The sequence below is a fragment of the Microcoleus sp. Pol11C3 genome (assembly GCF_036701485.1).
GTDB lineage: Bacteria > Cyanobacteriota > Cyanobacteriia > Cyanobacteriales > Microcoleaceae > Microcoleus.
This window is the reverse complement of the sequence record NZ_JAUBQW010000006.1, coordinates 61367-78074: the sequence shown is the minus strand read 5'-3', so window position 1 is coordinate 78074 and position 16708 is coordinate 61367. Positions and strand designations below refer to the sequence as shown.

The following is a 16708-nucleotide window of genomic DNA, read 5'->3' as shown; positions in this document are numbered from 1 at the left end:
CCAAGCTCGCCATAACAGGAAATTATCTGCGTTAATCTGTGTTTATCTGCCTAAAATCTGCGGTTGACCTAGGAATCCAAGATTTAGGCAATTGCTCGTCTAGTATATACTGTCATCGCTCCCGACACTTCTTTGAGGCTAGGATTATCGGCTCCCTAACTAAAACTAACTTATTTTTATGAAAATAGCTCTTTTTACTGAAACTTTTCTGCCGAAAATAGACGGCATTGTTACACGGCTGATTCACACTGTAGATCACTTGCAGCGCGCCGGCGAACAAGTTCTGATCTTTTCTCCAGATTACGGGATTAAAGAATACAAAGGTGCCCGAGTTTACGGTGTTGAGGGTTTGCCTTTGCCGATGTACCCGGAACTGAAAATGGCACTTCCTTCTCCGGCTGTCGGTCGCCAATTAGAGCAGTTTAAACCGGATATTATTCATGTTGTCAATCCCGCTATTTTGGGATTGGGTGGTATATATTACGGCAAAAAGTTGAACATTCCGATTTTGGCTTCTTACCACACGCATTTGCCGAAATATTTGCACCATTACGGTTTTGGAGTCCTTGAACCTTTATTGTGGGAATTGCTCAAAGGTGCCCACAATCAAGCAGAACTGAATTTGTGTACTTCTACAGCAATGGTGGAGGAACTCAGAAGCCACGGGATCGATCGCGTAGATTTGTGGCAGCGGGGCGTAGATACTGAAATGTTTGTCCCGGAATTGGCAAGTCTAGAAATGCGATCGCGCCTTTCTACAAATAACCCAGACAGTCCCCTGCTGCTGTACGTCGGCCGCCTCGGTGCAGAAAAAGAAATCGAACGCATCAAACCAGTTCTCGCAGCGATTCCCGATGCCCGCCTCGCCTTAGTGGGAGACGGCCCGCATCGGCAAACCCTTGAACAATATTTTGCCGGTACACCCACCAATTTTGTCGGCTACCTCAAGGGGCAAGAACTCGCAAGAGCTTACGCATCGGCCGACGCCTTCATTTTTCCCTCCCGCACCGAAACCCTGGGCTTAGTGCTCCTAGAAGCAATGGCTGCGGGGACGCCCGTAGTGGCGGCGCGCAGTGGCGGAATTCCCGATATCGTCACCGACGGTGTTAACGGATATTTATTTGACCCCGCCGACGAAGAAGGCGCACTCGCCGCCACCAAGCGTCTGTTTGCGAATCCCGAAGAACGGGAAACCCTGCGCCATAACGCTCGCCGAGAAGCCGAACGCTGGGGTTGGGCCGCCGCCGCCGCACAACTCCAGCGGTACTATCAATCAGTGGTGTTTGCCCAGTCTGTGCCCCGAGCGGCCTAAATGTCAGGATCTGTAGCACCTTTAAACATCACCGCCAGCTTAGGTTCGCTGTTCGATCGTCAGTTGGTAGTGTTGTCGGGATGTTTTCAAAGACCGATCGAACTTTTTTGCTGTATAAATTACCGTCGTTATCCTGCTGTTGCATTTACCATTAAACTATGAGTAAGCTCTGTAGGAATGCCTTGCGCGCTGCTTTCATAGCGCCCTTTACCTGACCGGATACGGTCGCCGAGTGCGCTAAAACAGTCACATCGCGCGCTGCAGCCGAGCACAGAGCGTCAAATCCACACTGCACTCTCGATCGAACTAAAGCCTGTTACCTAATTTTCAGGCTAGCAGTTTTGCGAACTCAAGTTCAGCTTGAATTGACAAACCCTCATCATTATCGAGGTTGTAAAAAAGATCGATCGAGCATACATAACCAGCAAACTGAAGTTGCGCGCGCCACTATTGAACTCACGATTCATTAAAGCGACAAGCGAGTGCCGATGCGCTTGCAAACAAATTCAAGAGTTTGCACCGCCGCCGAATCTCGCGCCGATCGACCTGCGGTCAGTCTACCCCTCTGAGCAAGCAGTTAATCATGACATTCTCCAATACTGGTAGCGTTCTGGCTACACTGACTCAAGTCAATTTTATGGGGGCATTGACCTCCCGTGTTAAGAGCCTGCCAGTTCCTGAATTAGTGTGCCTGCTGGACTTTATCACGGCTGAATTTCAGCAATTTATCCGGGCGATGGATCTGATTAACAATGAAGCACTCGAAAGTCTCTTAGAGCAACTTTTAGATGCCTTCACTGTCAAAATTGGGCAAATTCTGCAAGCAGACCGGACAACAATTTTTTTGGTTGACTCCAACAAAAATCAACTGTGGCACAAAACAGTCGATGCACTGGGCGAAGATTTAGAAGTTCGTTTGCCGATGGATGCAGGCATTTTAGGCTACGTAGCAACAACCGGAAAATCGATAAATGTCGCCGAAGCTCGATCGCACGAGCATTTTAATTCCGAAGTAGACGAACCACCGGGCTACCAGATCGAGACCATGCTCTGTATGCCGATTTTTAGCAGCAAGAGCCAACACGAACCCGTAGCGGTGGTCAGACTGTTAAATAAAGCTGGCAATGTCTCCTTTAGCGAGGAAGACGAACAGCAGTTCCAGGCTTTTGCAGATTCGATCGGGATTATTCTCGAAAGCTGTCAATCTTTCTACGTCGTCGCCCGCAACCAGCGAGGGGTTGCCGCACTGTTAAGAGCCACCACGACTTTGGGTCAAAGTCTGGACTTGGAAACAACTTTGCGATCTGTCATGGATCAAGCTCGCGACTTGATGCAAGCCGATCGCAGCACGCTATTTTTGTTAAATCGGGAAACCAACGAACTCTGGACAAAAATTGCCAAGGCCGACGACAAAACGATGGTCGAAATCCGCATTCCTGCTAATAAGGGAATTGCTGGCTACGTCGCTTCGACAGGTCAACCTCTAAATATTACAGATGCTTACGACGATCCCCGCTTTGACCCTTCTACAGACCAGAAAACGGGATACCGCACTCGGACTGTGTTGTGTATGCCGGTGCATAACGCTAAAGGTGAGCTGATCGGGGTAACTCAGCTAATTAATAAGAACCAAGGTACTTTCACCCCTTCCGACGAAGAGTTTTTGCGAGCGTTTAATTCCCAAGCGGGAATGGCGCTGCAAAATTCTCAACTGTTTCAGAACGTGATGGTGGAAAAGCAGTATCAAAAAGATATGCTGCAAAGTCTTTCCGATGCAGTAATTTCCACCGATTTACAGGGGCGAGTTGTCACGATTAACGAAGCGGCCCTAGAATTGTTGGGCTGTCCGGTAAATCAAGCTAAAAGCAAACACAATCCCCAGATTTGGGAAGATAAACTGGTGAATCGCTATGTTTGGGAAGTTGTGCCGATCGAGAATTTACAATTTCGACTCGAAGACAGTCTCAACCATGCTGCCAGACATTACGTTCCCGAACAAAGTTTAACTGTGGGACTGTTGGTAGAAAAAACGCTAAATTCCCAACAACAACAACAACAACAACAAGAAGAAGAAGAAGAAGAAAGTTATATTTTGGCCGTGCCCGATCGCATTGACCCGAATTTATATTACGCTTGGGGCGAAAACAGCGCCTGGACTGAGGAAGTAGCGCTGGCCGAATTAGCGAATGCCCAATCTCTATTTGCCCTGCGAAATTCTGCCCTGTATCACCCTTATTGTCCGCTGCCCATCCCCGCCTCTCGAATTAAAGTAATTGAACGTAGTTTGAATTTGACTGTCAACCCGCTGATCAATCCAGAGGGCGGCGTGCGCGGCGGTTTAGTCGTACTCGAAGACATCAGCCGCGAAAAGCGGATGAAAAATACCATGTACCGCTACCTGACTCCTGGAGTCGTAGATAAAGTGATGGCCTTGGGTGAAGGCGCCCTGATGGTGGGCGAACGCAAAGAAGTCACTATTTTATTTTCCGACATTCGTGGCTACACCACGCTGACTGAAAATTTGGGAGCGTCCGATGTGGTATCCCTGCTGAACGAATATTTTGAGACTATGGTGGAGGCCGTTTTCCACTACGAAGGCACTTTAGACAAGTTTATCGGCGATGCTTTAATGGCGGTTTTCGGCGCGCCCCTGCCGCTCAATCCTCCGGAAAGTCACGGTTGGATGGCGATTCAGTCGGCTTTAGATATGCGCCGGCGTTTGAAAGAGTTTAATGATTCTCGCCCCGGCGCTGATCCGTTTCGCTTCGGAATTGGAATTAGTTCTGGAGAGGTGGTTTCGGGAAATATTGGTTCCCAAAAGCGGATGGATTACACGGTTATCGGGGATGCGGTGAACTTGAGTTCGCGATTGGAACAGCTTACAAAGGAGTACGGATGCGACATAATTTTGAGCGAATTTACATACAGTTTGTGCCCCGAAGGGATTTGGGTGCGAGAGTTAGACAAGGTGCGGGTTAAGGGCAAAAATCAGCCTGTGGGTATTTACGAGTTGCTGCAAAATAGTTCTGAACCCATCGACGGGGAAACGGTTCGGTTTTTGGAACTTTACAGTAACGGTCGGGATGCTTATATTGCTAGAAATTTTCAGCAAGCTATTAGTTATTTTGAAGCGGCTTTAGCAATGCGACCCAGCGATCGACCTGTGGAAGTTCACATCGAGCGCTCCCTGAGCTATTTGGAAATACCCCCGCCCGAAGATTGGGACGGCGTGCATACTATGACCAGAAAGTAGAATATTATATCACCTCCGAATGTTCAAAAGTAAAAAGATTGGATAAACTTTTGATATATTCCTTATGACAGAGTAAACAAGTGGAAAAGTGTGAAAACATAAATCGGATGCCATAATTAAAGTTAGTATTTATTTCCAGGCTAACAATTAAATGAGTTATTTATCTGTTCCGAATGCCACAAAAGCCGATCGGATTCTGGTAGTAGATGACGCACCAGATAATGTTTTGTTGGTGCAGACAATCCTGGAAGAAGAAGGTTACGAAATTAGCACCGCAGAGAACGGCTTTTCTGCCTTGAGTCAAATTGACAAGTCAGCCCCGGATTTGGTACTGCTAGACGTGATGATGCCGGGAATGGACGGTTACGAAGTCACTCAACGAATCCGAGACAATAAAGAATTGCCCTTTATGCCGATTTTGCTGATCACAGCTCACGACAGTGCCAGCGTAGTCCAGGGATTGGACATGGGAGCAGACGATTTCATCCGCAAACCAGTTGAAATGGATGAACTGCTGGCGAGGGTTCGATCGCTCCTGCGGCTAAAACACAGCGTAGACGAGCGCAATTCGATCGCCCTCCAGCGCGAAGATTTTGTCTCCCGACTCGCTCACGACTTGCGGACGCCCCTCGTAGCAGCCGATCGAATGCTAACTTTAATGCAGCAGGGAGCTTTGGGAGACATTTCGCTTGAGATGCGCGACGCTTTCGGGACGATGGTTCGCAGCAACAAAAACCTGATCGCGATGGTAAATATGTTGCTGGAAGTCTACCGCTACGAAGCAGGCCGCAAATCCCTAAGTTTCGCTGCCGTGAACTTGCGCCAGCTTATTACTGAGGTAGCTGAAGAACTAGCTCCCCTAGCCGATGCTAAAGGTTTGTCGGTAAATTTAGATTTGACAGAAAGTGCAGAAAGTGCACCGATTGCGAAGTATCCGGGCGATCGTCTGGAACTGCACCGCTTGATGACAAATTTAATCGGAAATGCGATTAAATTCACCGACAGCGGCTCAATAGATGTCAGCTTAAAAGCTGCTAATTCACCTGCTTATACGAGCTTCAAAAACCAACCGCTGGCATGGGTAATCATAGAAATCAAAGACACAGGCGCCGGCATTTCTCCCACCGAACAAGCAAAGTTATTTGAAAGGTTTGGCTCGGGAACTCACAAGAGATCCAGCACAGGTTTGGGACTGCACCTCTGCCGCCAAATAGTCGAAGCTCACCGCGGCACCATCGAGGCAAAATCAGAGTTGGGCAAAGGCAGTTTGTTTACTATTCGCTTGCCTTGTTAGAGCGGTATAATTAACTCTAACTTTCGGGTGCCAAAGGCGCACATTACTACACACAAACTGTAATTGTAGGCTGCAAAGTGCGTAGCTAATCGAATTACGGTTAATTTACCCGATGTCATATAATTACTTCGCAACCGAATTTATGGCAATATGTCTAACTGTCCAGTGTGCAGTGCGGAATACATAGAAGAAAAAGCAGAGTTTTGCTCGATTTGCGGCTGGGATTTGACTCCCTACCCGCAGCGTGCTAAGCCTTCCAAAACTTATTTAAAAAAAGAACAAGTTAGATTGCAGTGGGCAAAACAAATGTGGGAATTGGCCCGCAATCAACAAAATTGGTCAGCCAAATTAGATGAGTTGCAGGGGGAATTGCAGCAAGGTGCGATCGCCCGCACATACCTTCAATCTCAGTTAGAATGGGTTTTGTACCGCCTCGAACAACTAAACCCCGAATTGATTGTCAGCACTCTACTGCGACTAGAAGACAAAATCGGCGCCATACCTAACCAAACTCCGGCTATCTCTGAAGTGGGGATGGACTACCGACAACTGACAAAGCTATTAGAAACCGGAAAATGGCGCAAAGCTGACGAACACACTTGGGAAATCTTGCTGCAAATCGCTGTCAGACAAGACGAAGGCTGGCTGAGTTCCGCCGATATAGACAGTTTTCCTCCTACAGACCTTCGCACGATCGACCAACTTTGGCAACAATACAGCAGCGGGCGGTTCGGGTTGAGCGTGCAGCAGCAGATTTGGGAAAGTACCGAGGCTAACTATACTGAATTTTGCGATCGAGTCGGCTGGCGAGTCAAGGAAAATTGGAAATATTACAGCGAGCTCTCCTTCAACGAAGGTGCTCCCCCCGGACATCTCCCCGTCACCGCATGGAGACAGCGCGCCTGTTACGGTGCCGGTAAACTCACCGCAGCAGAAAACTTTGCCCGCATCGCTGCGAAACTGGCAACTGGCGATCAGTAATCATCCCAAATAAAAAAATCAAAATCGACATTACCTGCTATAATCAAAACGGTTTAGCAACTGGGGCTGTGGCTCAGATGGATAGAGCAAGCGCCTCCTGAAGAATCGGGCACCCTGCGAGGAAACTCTGGGAGTGAATGTGGTCAAAGTTGGTGAAACCTAAAGAGTTCGTGGGTTCCTATGACTCTAAGGCAATACCAAGCCAAGCCTGAGTTCATGGCGATTAAACGATCGCCTATATTGAAATCAGGAAGGTTTAGAGACTAGACGGTCACCACCTAAAGGCTGCAAGCCTATGGTGAAGGTATAGTCCAGAGAGTGGGGAAACTCACACAAATCTGAAGCGCTAGGCCGCCGGTTCGAACCCGGCCAGTCCCGTTAAAAACCAAGAAAAATTAAAAGCAGGAGGGGTAAGCCTAAGTTTTACCCCTCTTTTTTGCATATCCGCTAACCAATTCGCCCAAGGACGAATACTTGCTTGAAGACGAGGACATACACAGAACCTCTAGAGAGTCCATGTGAAATCTCACATCTGAAATCTCAAATCTAAAATCGCCTGTTTAAGCCCCAGCACAAGCGTAGACTCAATCTAATATCTAAAATCTATGATCCCCCCGACCCTTTTTTAATTTTTAATTTTTAATTCCTGTTAGTGGGCTTTACGTGCGGTATTTTTTGTTATGGTTCCTTTGTCAGCTACATAAAGTTTTTATAGGTTTAGATGTGGTTAAGAGTCAATGTAAACACGCGGCGTTACCAGCGTTTGAACACTTCACGCAGTTTTTGGTTCCTCGTAGGACTTTTGATGGCGGGTTGGTTTGGCTATCAGCAGCTTAAGAGCGAATTTATGAGACCCCAAGCTGTGTTAGTTCTAGGTGGGGCTACGGAGCGAGAGGTGTTCGCCGCCAAATTTGCTCGGTCGCATCCTGCATTGCCGATTTGGGTGTCTTCTGGGAGCAATCCGGAGTTTGCGGAATGGGTATTTTCAGAAGCGGGAATTGAGTCCGATCGCGTCCACTTAGACTACAGAGCCGTGGATACGGTGACAAATTTTACTACGCTGGTAGATGAATTGAAAGCTAGAGGCATTGAGAGCGTGTATCTGATCACTTCTGACGATCATATGCGGCGAGCTCAGATTATCGGCGAAATCGTGCTAGGCAGTCGAGGCATTAGTTTTAAGCCTGTGGCAGTTCCGTCTGGGCGAACCCCCGAACCGGTGCAAAAAGCTGTTCGCGACGGCGCTAGGGCTATTCTTTGGCTGACAACCGGTTATACGGGTGCTAACTTCACCCAAGCCAGAATTGAATAAACAAAGGAAAGCATTGAGCAAGTTTTAAATTTTTTCCCATTGTCTCTGGTTTTAAAACTTGTCTTCTATAGCGATTTAAAGCACCGGGAAGATGCTGATGAGAAATGCGTAAGAGAAGAGAAGGAGTAGTTTAAAATTAGTAGATGAACTTCAAGATATAAAGTTAATGACCGACCAAATTCTGCCGCAAGTTCTGGAGCAAATTTTGAGTAACAACCAGACTGCGGATGCTGTTTTTTCGGCTTTGGTGCCGGCTTTAGGCGAGGTGTTAAATTGCGATCGCGTCTTTCTCTACCTCCGCAATCCTGAAACCCAAATCGGCCGAGTACCTTACTGCTGGCGTCGCAACTCGAACATTCCAGAGGTTTGGGACGCAGAATGGAAAAAAGAACCGGAATCTTTAGGGGAAGAAGACCCTTTGTTTGCAGCAGCTTTGCGAACTGAACCTTCGATTTTTGTTGAGGATGTTGAAACAGCAAATCCTGAAGTTGTCAACAAAGATTTTGAGGCAAAAGAGTTCGGGCATCGAGCTTTGATTCACGCTCACCTTTGTGATGACGGCTTATTGTGGGGGGTTTTGCAGCCTTGTATGTTCGATCGCCCCAGAGTTTGGACTGACTTCGATCGCCAAGTTATCGCAGCAGTTACAGAAAAAATTTCGCCTTTAGCGGTTGCTTATGTCACCGCCTCAGCATCAAAAGATGAACCCTAAAAATCAATAATTTACTTGTAGGGATCGGGTGGCCAATGAATGAAAGTCACTTAAGACTAAAACTACGTCTAGATCGGGGTTTTAGCCGAATCTCGATCCCCTTCCTAGGGGAAGAAAGACCGTTTCCGGTTCCCCCCTTTTTAAGTTAGGCTGGGCTGTTTCATTCTCAGGGAAATCATCGTTTTGTAGGGGTAGTGCCCCCGTGCCTACCCCTCCACGGACGAGGGAATCGGTGTTTCAAATATCGGGGCAACCATGGGGGTTTGCCCCTACAGAGAATGAAACCGCCCCCCTTTTTAAGTTAGGGGGATCGATGCGCTAATTTTCACACAAAAGTCGGGTACTAAATTTGAGCTGATTTTTCTCACCAATGGTGAGGTGTGCATCGCTCTAGGGATAGACTTGGTGCACAATTCCTGTTTAAAAAATGCCCCAATTTTGAATGCCCCGACTGCTGAAAATCCCTTGAACCCGACTAATATCATCCTCAGCGCCATCTACTACTACCAAATAATCGCCGGCCCGCAGGCGATCGGTGTAATTTCTAGCTGTTTCTTCGGGAATTCCCAAGTCAGTCAAGGCCTTCACCACTCCACCGAAAGCCGCAGCCGCGACGCCAGTGCTTGCTACGCCAGCTACCAGTGAGGCGCCGAAAGTCCCCGCTGCAATTATCGGCCCGATTCCCGGAATAGCTAAACTTCCCAGACCCACTAGCAAGGTGGCTAAAGAAGCATTTGTCAGAGTTTCTCCTACCACTCCCGCTCCTGTGTCTAGATTTTTATCGCCCACCTGAGCGCTGGTTTGAGTATCGCCTACAGACTCGCCTGCATCCCTAGCAACAACCGAAACTTTATCCATTGGAAACCCGGAAGATTTCAATTCTGCCAGAGCTTGCTCGGCATCTTCGCTGTTAGAAAACAATCCCAACGCGCGGGTTTGATTGCTTGTTACCATATCTTTCTTCTTATCTCCTGTCCAATTAAACTCAAATTCAAGCCTAATTATTGCGCTTGTTTTCAATCACTTATATTGATATTTTTCGGTGTTTATATTCAGCATTCATCTATCTGTAGATATAACCTGAAAAAACAGCAACAAGAGTTATAAAATCAGCGACCCAAATCGTGCATGGCATTAATCTCGATCGCACATCTTTGAGTCAACGCTTGCAACTCCTCACGATCCGAGGAACCGGGCGCTTCAATTAGCTTGCCAATTCGCACCGTCAGCGGCACCGGACGCGGAATTCCCGAACCTTTCGACGAAATCGCGTGAGTTCCCCACAAACTAACAGGTAACAGCGGCGCTTTAGCCTTAGCAGCTATCAGCGCAGCACCTAATTTGGGTTCTGTAATTCTGCCGTCTGGCGTTCGAGTTCCCTGCAAAAATACACCCGTCGCCCAGCCATTTTCCAAAGAGTGGATAGCCGATCGAATAGCACTGCGATCGGCACTTTCCCGCTTGACTGGATAAGCACCGTAAAGCGTAATTGCCTGTTTCAAAATAGGAACTTTAAATAACTCTTCCTTCGCCATAAATGCCACCGGTCGCCTCATGGAACTAGATAAAATCGGCGGATCGAAATCGCTGGCGTGATTGCTGACTACTACCACCGGCCCTTCTGTCGGAACATTTTCTGCACCGTAGATGCGGCCCCGAAAGTAAAGGTGCAGCATCGGGCTGACAATTGACCATTTGAATAAATAGTAGAGAAGTAAACTTTCGACTGGTTCGCGACTTTTGCTCACAGAAAAACCTGAGATTTTAAATTACATCGAATATTAGCCTATCAGATCGAGTCCGTTTGAGATTATTCGGCGGTTGAAACCGCTTCTTGTCAAACGAAGTCCGCCTGCGCGGACTGAAGAATATAGTCCGCGCAGGCGGACTTTGCTTGTGTAGCGCCAGAATTTATTCTGGCGGACTATTTGCTTGTGTAGCGCCAGAATTTATTCTGGCGAATTCCTGAATGTCAAAATTTTGCAAAGGATCAATTTCCGGCCAGCATGGCTTTTTGTCCTTCCGAAGAAGTCGCGTAGCCCAAGAAATCCTTAACTGTTTGGCTAGGAGGGTTTTTGTAGGCGTAGTACAACTGCCGCTTGTAAGGATAGTTACCAGCATCCGGCGTCGCACTGTTGACGGGAACAACGCGCACCGTTTTCTGATTGGCTACTTGAGCGAAAGTCGCATAGCCAATACCGTTATTGCCTAAAGCTTGCAGCAGGGGAGTTGTAGCATCTCGATCGAGCGTGGTAACATTCGGCCCCGTACCAAAATTAGCGCCAGAGAGCACTTGTTCTTTAAACGTCTGATGAGTGCCGCTAACTTCGGGTCGATTTATCACTTTAATCGGGCCTGCCGGGCCGCCTACTTTCGACCAATCTTGAGCAGTTCCCTTGAAGATATCTTGCACCTGAGCCGAGGTTAAACCTCCTTTAAACGGGTTGTTAATGCCGACTACAAGGGCGATCGTATCTAGGGCAACAGGCACAGCAGCCAAACCCTGACCTTGTTCTTGAGCCGTCAAAGGTCGCGATATCGCTGCAATATCGGCTGTTCCCGCCACCAAATCCTGAATTCCCTTTGCAGAACCATTTGCTTTGGTATCGACTGTCGTACCGGAAAACTTGCCTTGAAAGCCGTTCTTGAGGTTCTGATTGATTGTCACCATGCTGGTGGAACCGTCAATTCTCACCGCCGTGCCCGCAGGAACAGAAGCTGGCAGCGCAAAGGTACTAGCGGCAACAGGCTTAGCACCGCCGACTACGGGCGCGACGGGAGGTGCGACTACATCGCCTGCGGGTGTGGGAGTGGGTGTATTATTAGCATCCTGGGACGCTGGTTTGTTCAGAAAAAAGAACCAACCGCCGCCGGCGAGCAACAGAAATAACAAAATAAAAACTATGGGGGGAGGCCCGCTACTCTTAGCCATAAAATTCTCCTTAGCTGGGAAGTTCTTTGTTGTTGGAGTCGTCTAACATTTCCAGTCTGCGATTAACTTCATCGTCTAACGTCATATTTTCTAATTCTGCCTGAAGTCTTTCTTGGGGGTTTTCAGATAGTTCTGCTAAAGCTTGCTGTTCGAGGTTGCGGCCGTGGACGGCGTTTTTGGCTTGCTCAAATTGCGATCGAGCTGAATCGATACTGAGGTCGTTGTTGACTTTTGATATGGCTTTGAGGGCTTCGTTAATTTCTGCCATATCTTTCATATTTTGCATATCTGTTTTGTAGGCTTCCAGCTTCATCCGTTCTCGATTTAGCTTGTCTTTGGAAGCGTTGACGTACTGTTCGGCTTGTTTTACTTGGGATTCTAACTGCGGCAGAATTTGTTCTGTCTGAATTACTTTCGACATTGCCAAGCGGGCTGCTTCTTCGTTGCCGTTGCGTTGGGCTGTGATGGCTTGGCGCTCTACGGTTTGCATTTCCCTAACTTTTTCTTCATATTTAGTTTTGGCGCGCTGGTAGGCGGCGACTTGGGTGGAGACTGCTGCTGCTAGCTTTTGCACTGATTCTTGCATCGATCGCAACGACTCTTCGGCTACCGCTACCGACACCTGGCCGCCGGATTCCACGGGCAGTCCCCACATCCAATTCCACGCGCCTACTATGGTTCTGCCTGCCTTGTCGCCCATCAACCAGTAAAGGACTTTTTTCATCAGAAATATGGGTTAGAAACCCCGTCCTTTTAGGACGGCTTTACATTGAGTTAAAACTTTTGTGGGGTGGAGGGGTATGGTTGCCCCTCCGGCGAGGTATGGTTGCCTCAATCTCCTTTCGGAGTAAAGTTAGCTTCGCCAATGTTTAGTGAGCTTGTTAGGCTGAAAGCACTGTCCCAGTGACCTTAGAACTGTTTAACCTTCAGCGACAGAGCAAGGAACTAGCTACGCATTCCAGGGTGTCGTGACTCAAAAAACGTAGTCAGTTAAGACTTAGGCTGGTCAGAACGGCTTGTCAGATTTCTCTTTCAAGCCTCATGCCTTCAGGCTGAGGTTCCTGACATAAATACCAGATAAGCTTGCTTTTTACGCCTAGTTTACATCAGGATTTGCCGATCGCCCCGTCAGGTCGATCGATATCTAGATTTTGATTAATATTTTCTAAATTTCTGAATCGTCTATCCCCAAGTTGCAAAACAGGCAATATTCGGACTTCCCTGTTTTGCTATTTATTTTTGGGCACTCTTGGGGCCAATTAACTCTAAAGTTTATAACCTGCCGTTTAATAACAGGCTAAAAATAGATTAAGCCGGCAAATCTGCAACACTACTAACATTTACCAGCGTTAAATCCGGACAAGTCCGTTTGATCAAACCTGTGAGAACTTTGCCGGGGCCAATTTCCACTACCCGATCAATTCCTTGTTGTGGCAATTGCAGAGAAATTTCCCGCCAGCGCACGCCTTTAGTCATCTGCTGGTTCAACCGCTGCTTTAAAGTCGCTGCGCTGGTAGTGGCTGACGGTTCTGAGTTCGAGAGCACCAGCATTTTAGCATCGGAAAACCTTGCAGACTTTAAGGCTAGTTGAAACTCTGCCGCCACTGATGCCATCAGCGGAGAGTGAAACGCACCGGAAACATTCAATTTAACGGCGCGTTTGACTTTGATTTTGGCAAGCAAATCTTCTACTGCTGCGGGCGTTCCAGAAATCACGACTTGTGCTTCGCTGTTGTCGTTTGCCAGCACTACGTCTCGGCTGTATTGAATTTGCAGTTCTAGTTCCTGCCTGTCGAACCCGATCAAAGCCACCATCTGCCCACCGGAGGCAGTGTCCATGAGTTCGGCGCGGCGTTTGACTAAGCGCAATCCCGTTTCAAAGTCAAAGACGCCTGCTGCGTAAAGGGCAACATATTCTCCTAAACTGTGACCGGCAACTACCGCTGGTCGATCGCTTTTTTCTCGCACTAAGTCGGTCAAAATACTTTCTACTACGAACAAGCAAGGCTGAGTGTAGAGAGTCCGAGATAGTTTTGCTTCTTCTTTTTGGCAAACTTCCGGGACAGACCAGCCTAAAATTTCTTTAGCGAGCTCTAATTTGGCTTTGGCTGTTGGCAAGTTTAATAAGTCTGCACCCATCCCGATCGCCTGGGAACCTTGTCCGGGAAATACCCATGCTGTTTTAGTCATTTTTCCGGTAATCTGCTAATTGGTGGTTGCTAATTGGTGATTGCAAAAATTCTTTCTTTCCCGCTTCTTTCGTTCGCTCGCTGGTATCCGCTATCTTTCGGTTAACGAACTATCTACTGGCGACTCACAATTATAACATAATAATTGCGCTTTTTACGAGGTTTATATTTTTTTGGCGACTTTAATCACATTAATAGCCGTAACAAAATTTTTCACCTTCAAGCGAGGGAAAGTCGATCGAAGAATAGAGGATTTTCCATTTCAGCACGCGCTTGTCAATAACTGCTGTCCAGGTGGTACGCCGCTGCGAACCTTGCCTTATGTATGGCGTGTTAAAGGATTTGTATTTTACTCGATCGAACTCCCGACAATAACCCGAGCAAGTTTACAGCCGGCCGCCAAATATTACCTGCCCCATTGAAAAATCGCCGCCCCCCAAGTCAAACCTGCACCAAAACCAGCCGCAGCAATAGTATCGCCCGCTTTCACTTTACCCAGACGCACGGCTTCGTCTAAGGCAAGGGGAATTGAAGCCGCTGAGGTATTGCCGTAATTCGCCAAATTGCTGATTACTTTTTCGGGGGGAATCTTTAGCCTTTGGGCAACTGCATCGAGAATCCGCTGATTGGCTTGGTGTAACAACAGCCAGTCAATTTCAGCAGCGCTAATATTTGCCCGAAACATAGCTTTTTCTATGACTTCCGGCACTTTTTTTACAGCAAACCGATAGATTTCTTGACCGTTCATTGTGATGGGATGAAATCCGCCAACTCCGATGTTGACGCCCTCAATTAATTCTTTGGGCTCGGCTTTGTAAGGCAAATTGAGAGAGGAATTTTGCGTGCCGTCGCTGCGAATTTCAAATCCCAAAAAGCGATCAACTTCTGAAGCTTGCAATACCACCGCACCTGCACCGTCTCCAAATAGAATGCAAGTACCCCGATCCGACCAATTCACCCAGCGAGACAAAATATCTGCTCCGATCAGCAAAACATTTTGATAAACCCCTGTCCGAATAAACTGCGAGGCTGTAACTAAACCAAAAACAAAGCCCGAACAAGCTGCTGTCAAATCAAAAGCCACAGCTTTTGTTGCGCCCAATTGATATTGAATTTTACTGGCAGTGCCAAACAAATCGTCGGGACTTGAGGTAGCCAAAATAATCAAATCGATATCTGTCGGCGAAATTTCTGCCATTTCGATCGCCTGAAGCGATGCCTCCGACGCTAAATCGCACAAAGAAGTGCGATCGTCCGCCAGCCTGCGGGAACGAATGCCTGTCCGCGCCCCAATCCACTCGTCAGAAGTTTCTACGATCTGACTCAAACCGTTATTATCCAGCGAAACCTGCGGTGTACAAGAACCGCTACCCGTGACGGCAATGCCGAACCCTGATTGCTGCAACATTCCTCTCCATTTACTCGCTGTTCGATCGAGAAATTAAAAATTAAAAACTACCAATTAAAATTATTTTTTAAACTGCTGAAATTACTTTTTTTAAGCAAAACAGTTGGTTTAATCTGACATTTTTAATTTTACATTTTTAATTTTTAATTCCTACTTACTGCCTCTAATTCACAGCTTCTTGTTCCAGAGCGCTTTGGCGATTGGACGATCGAATTCGCTCCAGCACTTGGTTGTCAATAGCCTCCTTCGCCAAACGAATGGCATTAAAAATCGAGCCAGCTTGAGACGAACCGTGGCTGATAATGCAAACTCCAGCAACGCCCAATAGCAAACCACCGCCGTGTTCAACGTGGTCTACCCGCTGCTTAAATCCTTGCAAGCTTTTTTGCAGCAGAGGATCGTTAATTTGATGTTGGAGTCCTTTGACTAATTCTTCCTTCAGCACTTGCACGACGACTTCGCCCACCGCTTCGGCAAACTTCAACAACACGTTGCCGACAAACCCGTCGCAGACAATCACGTCGAATTTCCCCGACAGCACGTCGCGGCCTTCGGCATTGCCCACAAAAGGAATGTTCGGGTTGTCCACCAATAACTGGTGGGTACGCACCGCTGCGTCGTTGCCTTTAGAAGGTTCTTCGCCAATGTTGAGCAGGCCGATTTTAGGTTCGGCGACGCCCAGCACGCACTGGCTGTAAATAGTTCCCATAAGAGCGAACTGCTCCAAAAATTTGGGGCGGCAGTCCACATTAGCGCCGACATCGAGAATGAGTACAGAGGTGCCCGCTACCATTGTCGGCAAAACCGCACCGATCGCAGGGCGATCGATGCCAGGGAGCCGGCCCAACCTGAGCAGGGCAGCAGCCATTGCCGCGCCGGAGTGACCGGCGGACACCACAGCATCAGCTTGCTGCTGCTTTACCAAGTTCATCGCTACGTTAATCGAAGCGTTGGGCTTGCGTTTGAGGGCACTCAAAGGTTCTTCGTGCATTTCCACCGCTCCTTCAGAAGGAACGATTTGTAGCTGACCTGTAGAGACGCGGCCGATCGCGTCTTGTTGCCGGAGCGAGTCTTCTATTTGCTGCGGGTCGCCCACGAGCAAAATCTCTACGCCTAATTCTTCTTGTGCCTTAAGCGCTCCAGCTACAACTTCGGCGGGGGCATGATCCCCACCCATAGCGTCTATTGCAATTCTTGCGCGTGTCGATCCCATTGACCAATGTTTGAGAAACATTAAAAATTCTACCAGGAAGTCAGGAGCGTGAATCCAGAAGTCTGAATAAAGAACTAAAATCCGCTCGCAAGGGCGATCGGA

General features: G+C 47.8%; 14 protein-coding genes. 7 read left to right on the top strand and 7 right to left on the bottom strand.

The features are described 5' to 3' along the window. The first annotated feature begins 178 nt into the window (after positions 1-178). The 7 genes from QUA40_RS03425 to QUA40_RS03395 all read left to right on the top strand — a co-directional run bounded on the left by QUA40_RS03425 (position 179) and on the right by QUA40_RS03395 (position 8864). Entirely contained in the window at positions 179-1312 is a 1134-nt protein-coding gene (locus QUA40_RS03425) for a glycosyltransferase (protein WP_333121790.1), read from the top strand. Further along, complete coding sequence (locus QUA40_RS03420; RefSeq protein ID WP_333121789.1) at positions 1313-1474, top strand: hypothetical protein; 162 nt, start codon at positions 1313-1315, stop codon at positions 1472-1474. A gap of 421 nt (positions 1475-1895) precedes the next feature. Continuing rightward, complete coding sequence (locus tag QUA40_RS03415) at positions 1896-4565, top strand: GAF domain-containing protein (protein WP_333121787.1); 2670 nt, start codon at positions 1896-1898, stop codon at positions 4563-4565. 151 nt (positions 4566-4716) lie between these two features. Next, positions 4717-5859: a hybrid sensor histidine kinase/response regulator gene (locus QUA40_RS03410; RefSeq protein WP_333121785.1), complete on the top strand. Its 1143-nt coding sequence runs from the start codon at positions 4717-4719 to the stop codon at positions 5857-5859. Between the two features lie 150 nt (positions 5860-6009). Next, positions 6010-6840 (top strand): GUN4 domain-containing protein, encoded by an 831-nt coding sequence (locus QUA40_RS03405; protein WP_333121783.1) that lies wholly within the window; start codon positions 6010-6012, stop codon positions 6838-6840. Between the two features lie 721 nt (positions 6841-7561). Further along, positions 7562-8152: a YdcF family protein gene (locus tag QUA40_RS03400; RefSeq protein WP_333121781.1), complete on the top strand. Its 591-nt coding sequence runs from the start codon at positions 7562-7564 to the stop codon at positions 8150-8152. Positions 8153-8318: 166 nt separating this feature from the next. Beyond that, complete coding sequence (locus QUA40_RS03395) at positions 8319-8864, top strand: GAF domain-containing protein (RefSeq protein WP_333121779.1); 546 nt, start codon at positions 8319-8321, stop codon at positions 8862-8864. Between the two features lie 420 nt (positions 8865-9284). Here QUA40_RS03395 and QUA40_RS03390 read toward each other — a convergent pair whose 3' ends face one another. The 7 genes from QUA40_RS03390 to plsX all read right to left on the bottom strand — a co-directional run bounded on the left by QUA40_RS03390 (position 9285) and on the right by plsX (position 16606). Next, positions 9285-9818, bottom strand: coding sequence for a hypothetical protein (locus QUA40_RS03390; RefSeq protein WP_333121777.1), 534 nt, complete (start codon positions 9816-9818; stop codon positions 9285-9287). A gap of 155 nt (positions 9819-9973) precedes the next feature. Continuing rightward, a complete protein-coding gene (locus QUA40_RS03385) occupies positions 9974-10612 on the bottom strand; it encodes a lysophospholipid acyltransferase family protein (RefSeq protein ID WP_333121775.1) in 639 nt (212 codons plus the stop codon). Positions 10613-10854: 242 nt separating this feature from the next. After that, positions 10855-11796 carry a phosphate ABC transporter substrate-binding protein gene (locus QUA40_RS03380; protein WP_333121773.1) on the bottom strand — a complete coding sequence of 314 codons (942 nt, stop codon included), beginning with the start codon at positions 11794-11796 and terminating at the stop codon, positions 10855-10857. Between the two features lie 10 nt (positions 11797-11806). Then, on the bottom strand, positions 11807-12520 hold the full coding sequence (locus QUA40_RS03375; RefSeq protein WP_333121771.1) for a PspA/IM30 family protein: 714 nt from the start codon (positions 12518-12520) through the stop codon (positions 11807-11809). A 584-nt stretch (positions 12521-13104) separates the two neighbouring features. Continuing rightward, positions 13105-13986, bottom strand: a complete 882-nt coding sequence (gene fabD, locus QUA40_RS03370) for an ACP S-malonyltransferase (RefSeq protein WP_333121769.1) — start codon at positions 13984-13986, stop codon at positions 13105-13107. Positions 13987-14391: 405 nt separating this feature from the next. Continuing rightward, positions 14392-15393 (bottom strand): beta-ketoacyl-ACP synthase III, encoded by a 1002-nt coding sequence (locus tag QUA40_RS03365; protein WP_333121768.1) that lies wholly within the window; start codon positions 15391-15393, stop codon positions 14392-14394. Positions 15394-15556: 163 nt separating this feature from the next. Next, entirely contained in the window at positions 15557-16606 is a 1050-nt protein-coding gene (gene plsX, locus QUA40_RS03360) for a phosphate acyltransferase PlsX (RefSeq protein ID WP_333121810.1), read from the bottom strand. Positions 16607-16708 lie beyond the last annotated feature (102 nt).

Coding starts and splice junctions, on each gene's coding strand:
- QUA40_RS03375 (WP_333121771.1), bottom strand. CDS start 12,520: ATGAAAAAAGTCCTTTACTGGTTGATGGGCGACAAGGCAGGCAGAACC.
- fabD (WP_333121769.1), bottom strand. CDS start 13,986: ATGACTAAAACAGCATGGGTATTTCCCGGACAAGGTTCCCAGGCGATC.
- QUA40_RS03420 (WP_333121789.1), top strand. CDS start 1,313: ATGTCAGGATCTGTAGCACCTTTAAACATCACCGCCAGCTTAGGTTCG.
- QUA40_RS03365 (WP_333121768.1), bottom strand. CDS start 15,393: ATGTTGCAGCAATCAGGGTTCGGCATTGCCGTCACGGGTAGCGGTTCT.
- QUA40_RS03395 (WP_333121779.1), top strand. CDS start 8,319: ATGACCGACCAAATTCTGCCGCAAGTTCTGGAGCAAATTTTGAGTAAC.
- QUA40_RS03405 (WP_333121783.1), top strand. CDS start 6,010: ATGTCTAACTGTCCAGTGTGCAGTGCGGAATACATAGAAGAAAAAGCA.
- QUA40_RS03410 (WP_333121785.1), top strand. CDS start 4,717: ATGAGTTATTTATCTGTTCCGAATGCCACAAAAGCCGATCGGATTCTG.
- QUA40_RS03425 (WP_333121790.1), top strand. CDS start 179: ATGAAAATAGCTCTTTTTACTGAAACTTTTCTGCCGAAAATAGACGGC.
- QUA40_RS03380 (WP_333121773.1), bottom strand. CDS start 11,796: ATGGCTAAGAGTAGCGGGCCTCCCCCCATAGTTTTTATTTTGTTATTT.
- QUA40_RS03400 (WP_333121781.1), top strand. CDS start 7,562: ATGTGGTTAAGAGTCAATGTAAACACGCGGCGTTACCAGCGTTTGAAC.
- QUA40_RS03390 (WP_333121777.1), bottom strand. CDS start 9,818: ATGGTAACAAGCAATCAAACCCGCGCGTTGGGATTGTTTTCTAACAGC.
- QUA40_RS03415 (WP_333121787.1), top strand. CDS start 1,896: ATGACATTCTCCAATACTGGTAGCGTTCTGGCTACACTGACTCAAGTC.
- plsX (WP_333121810.1), bottom strand. CDS start 16,606: ATGGGATCGACACGCGCAAGAATTGCAATAGACGCTATGGGTGGGGAT.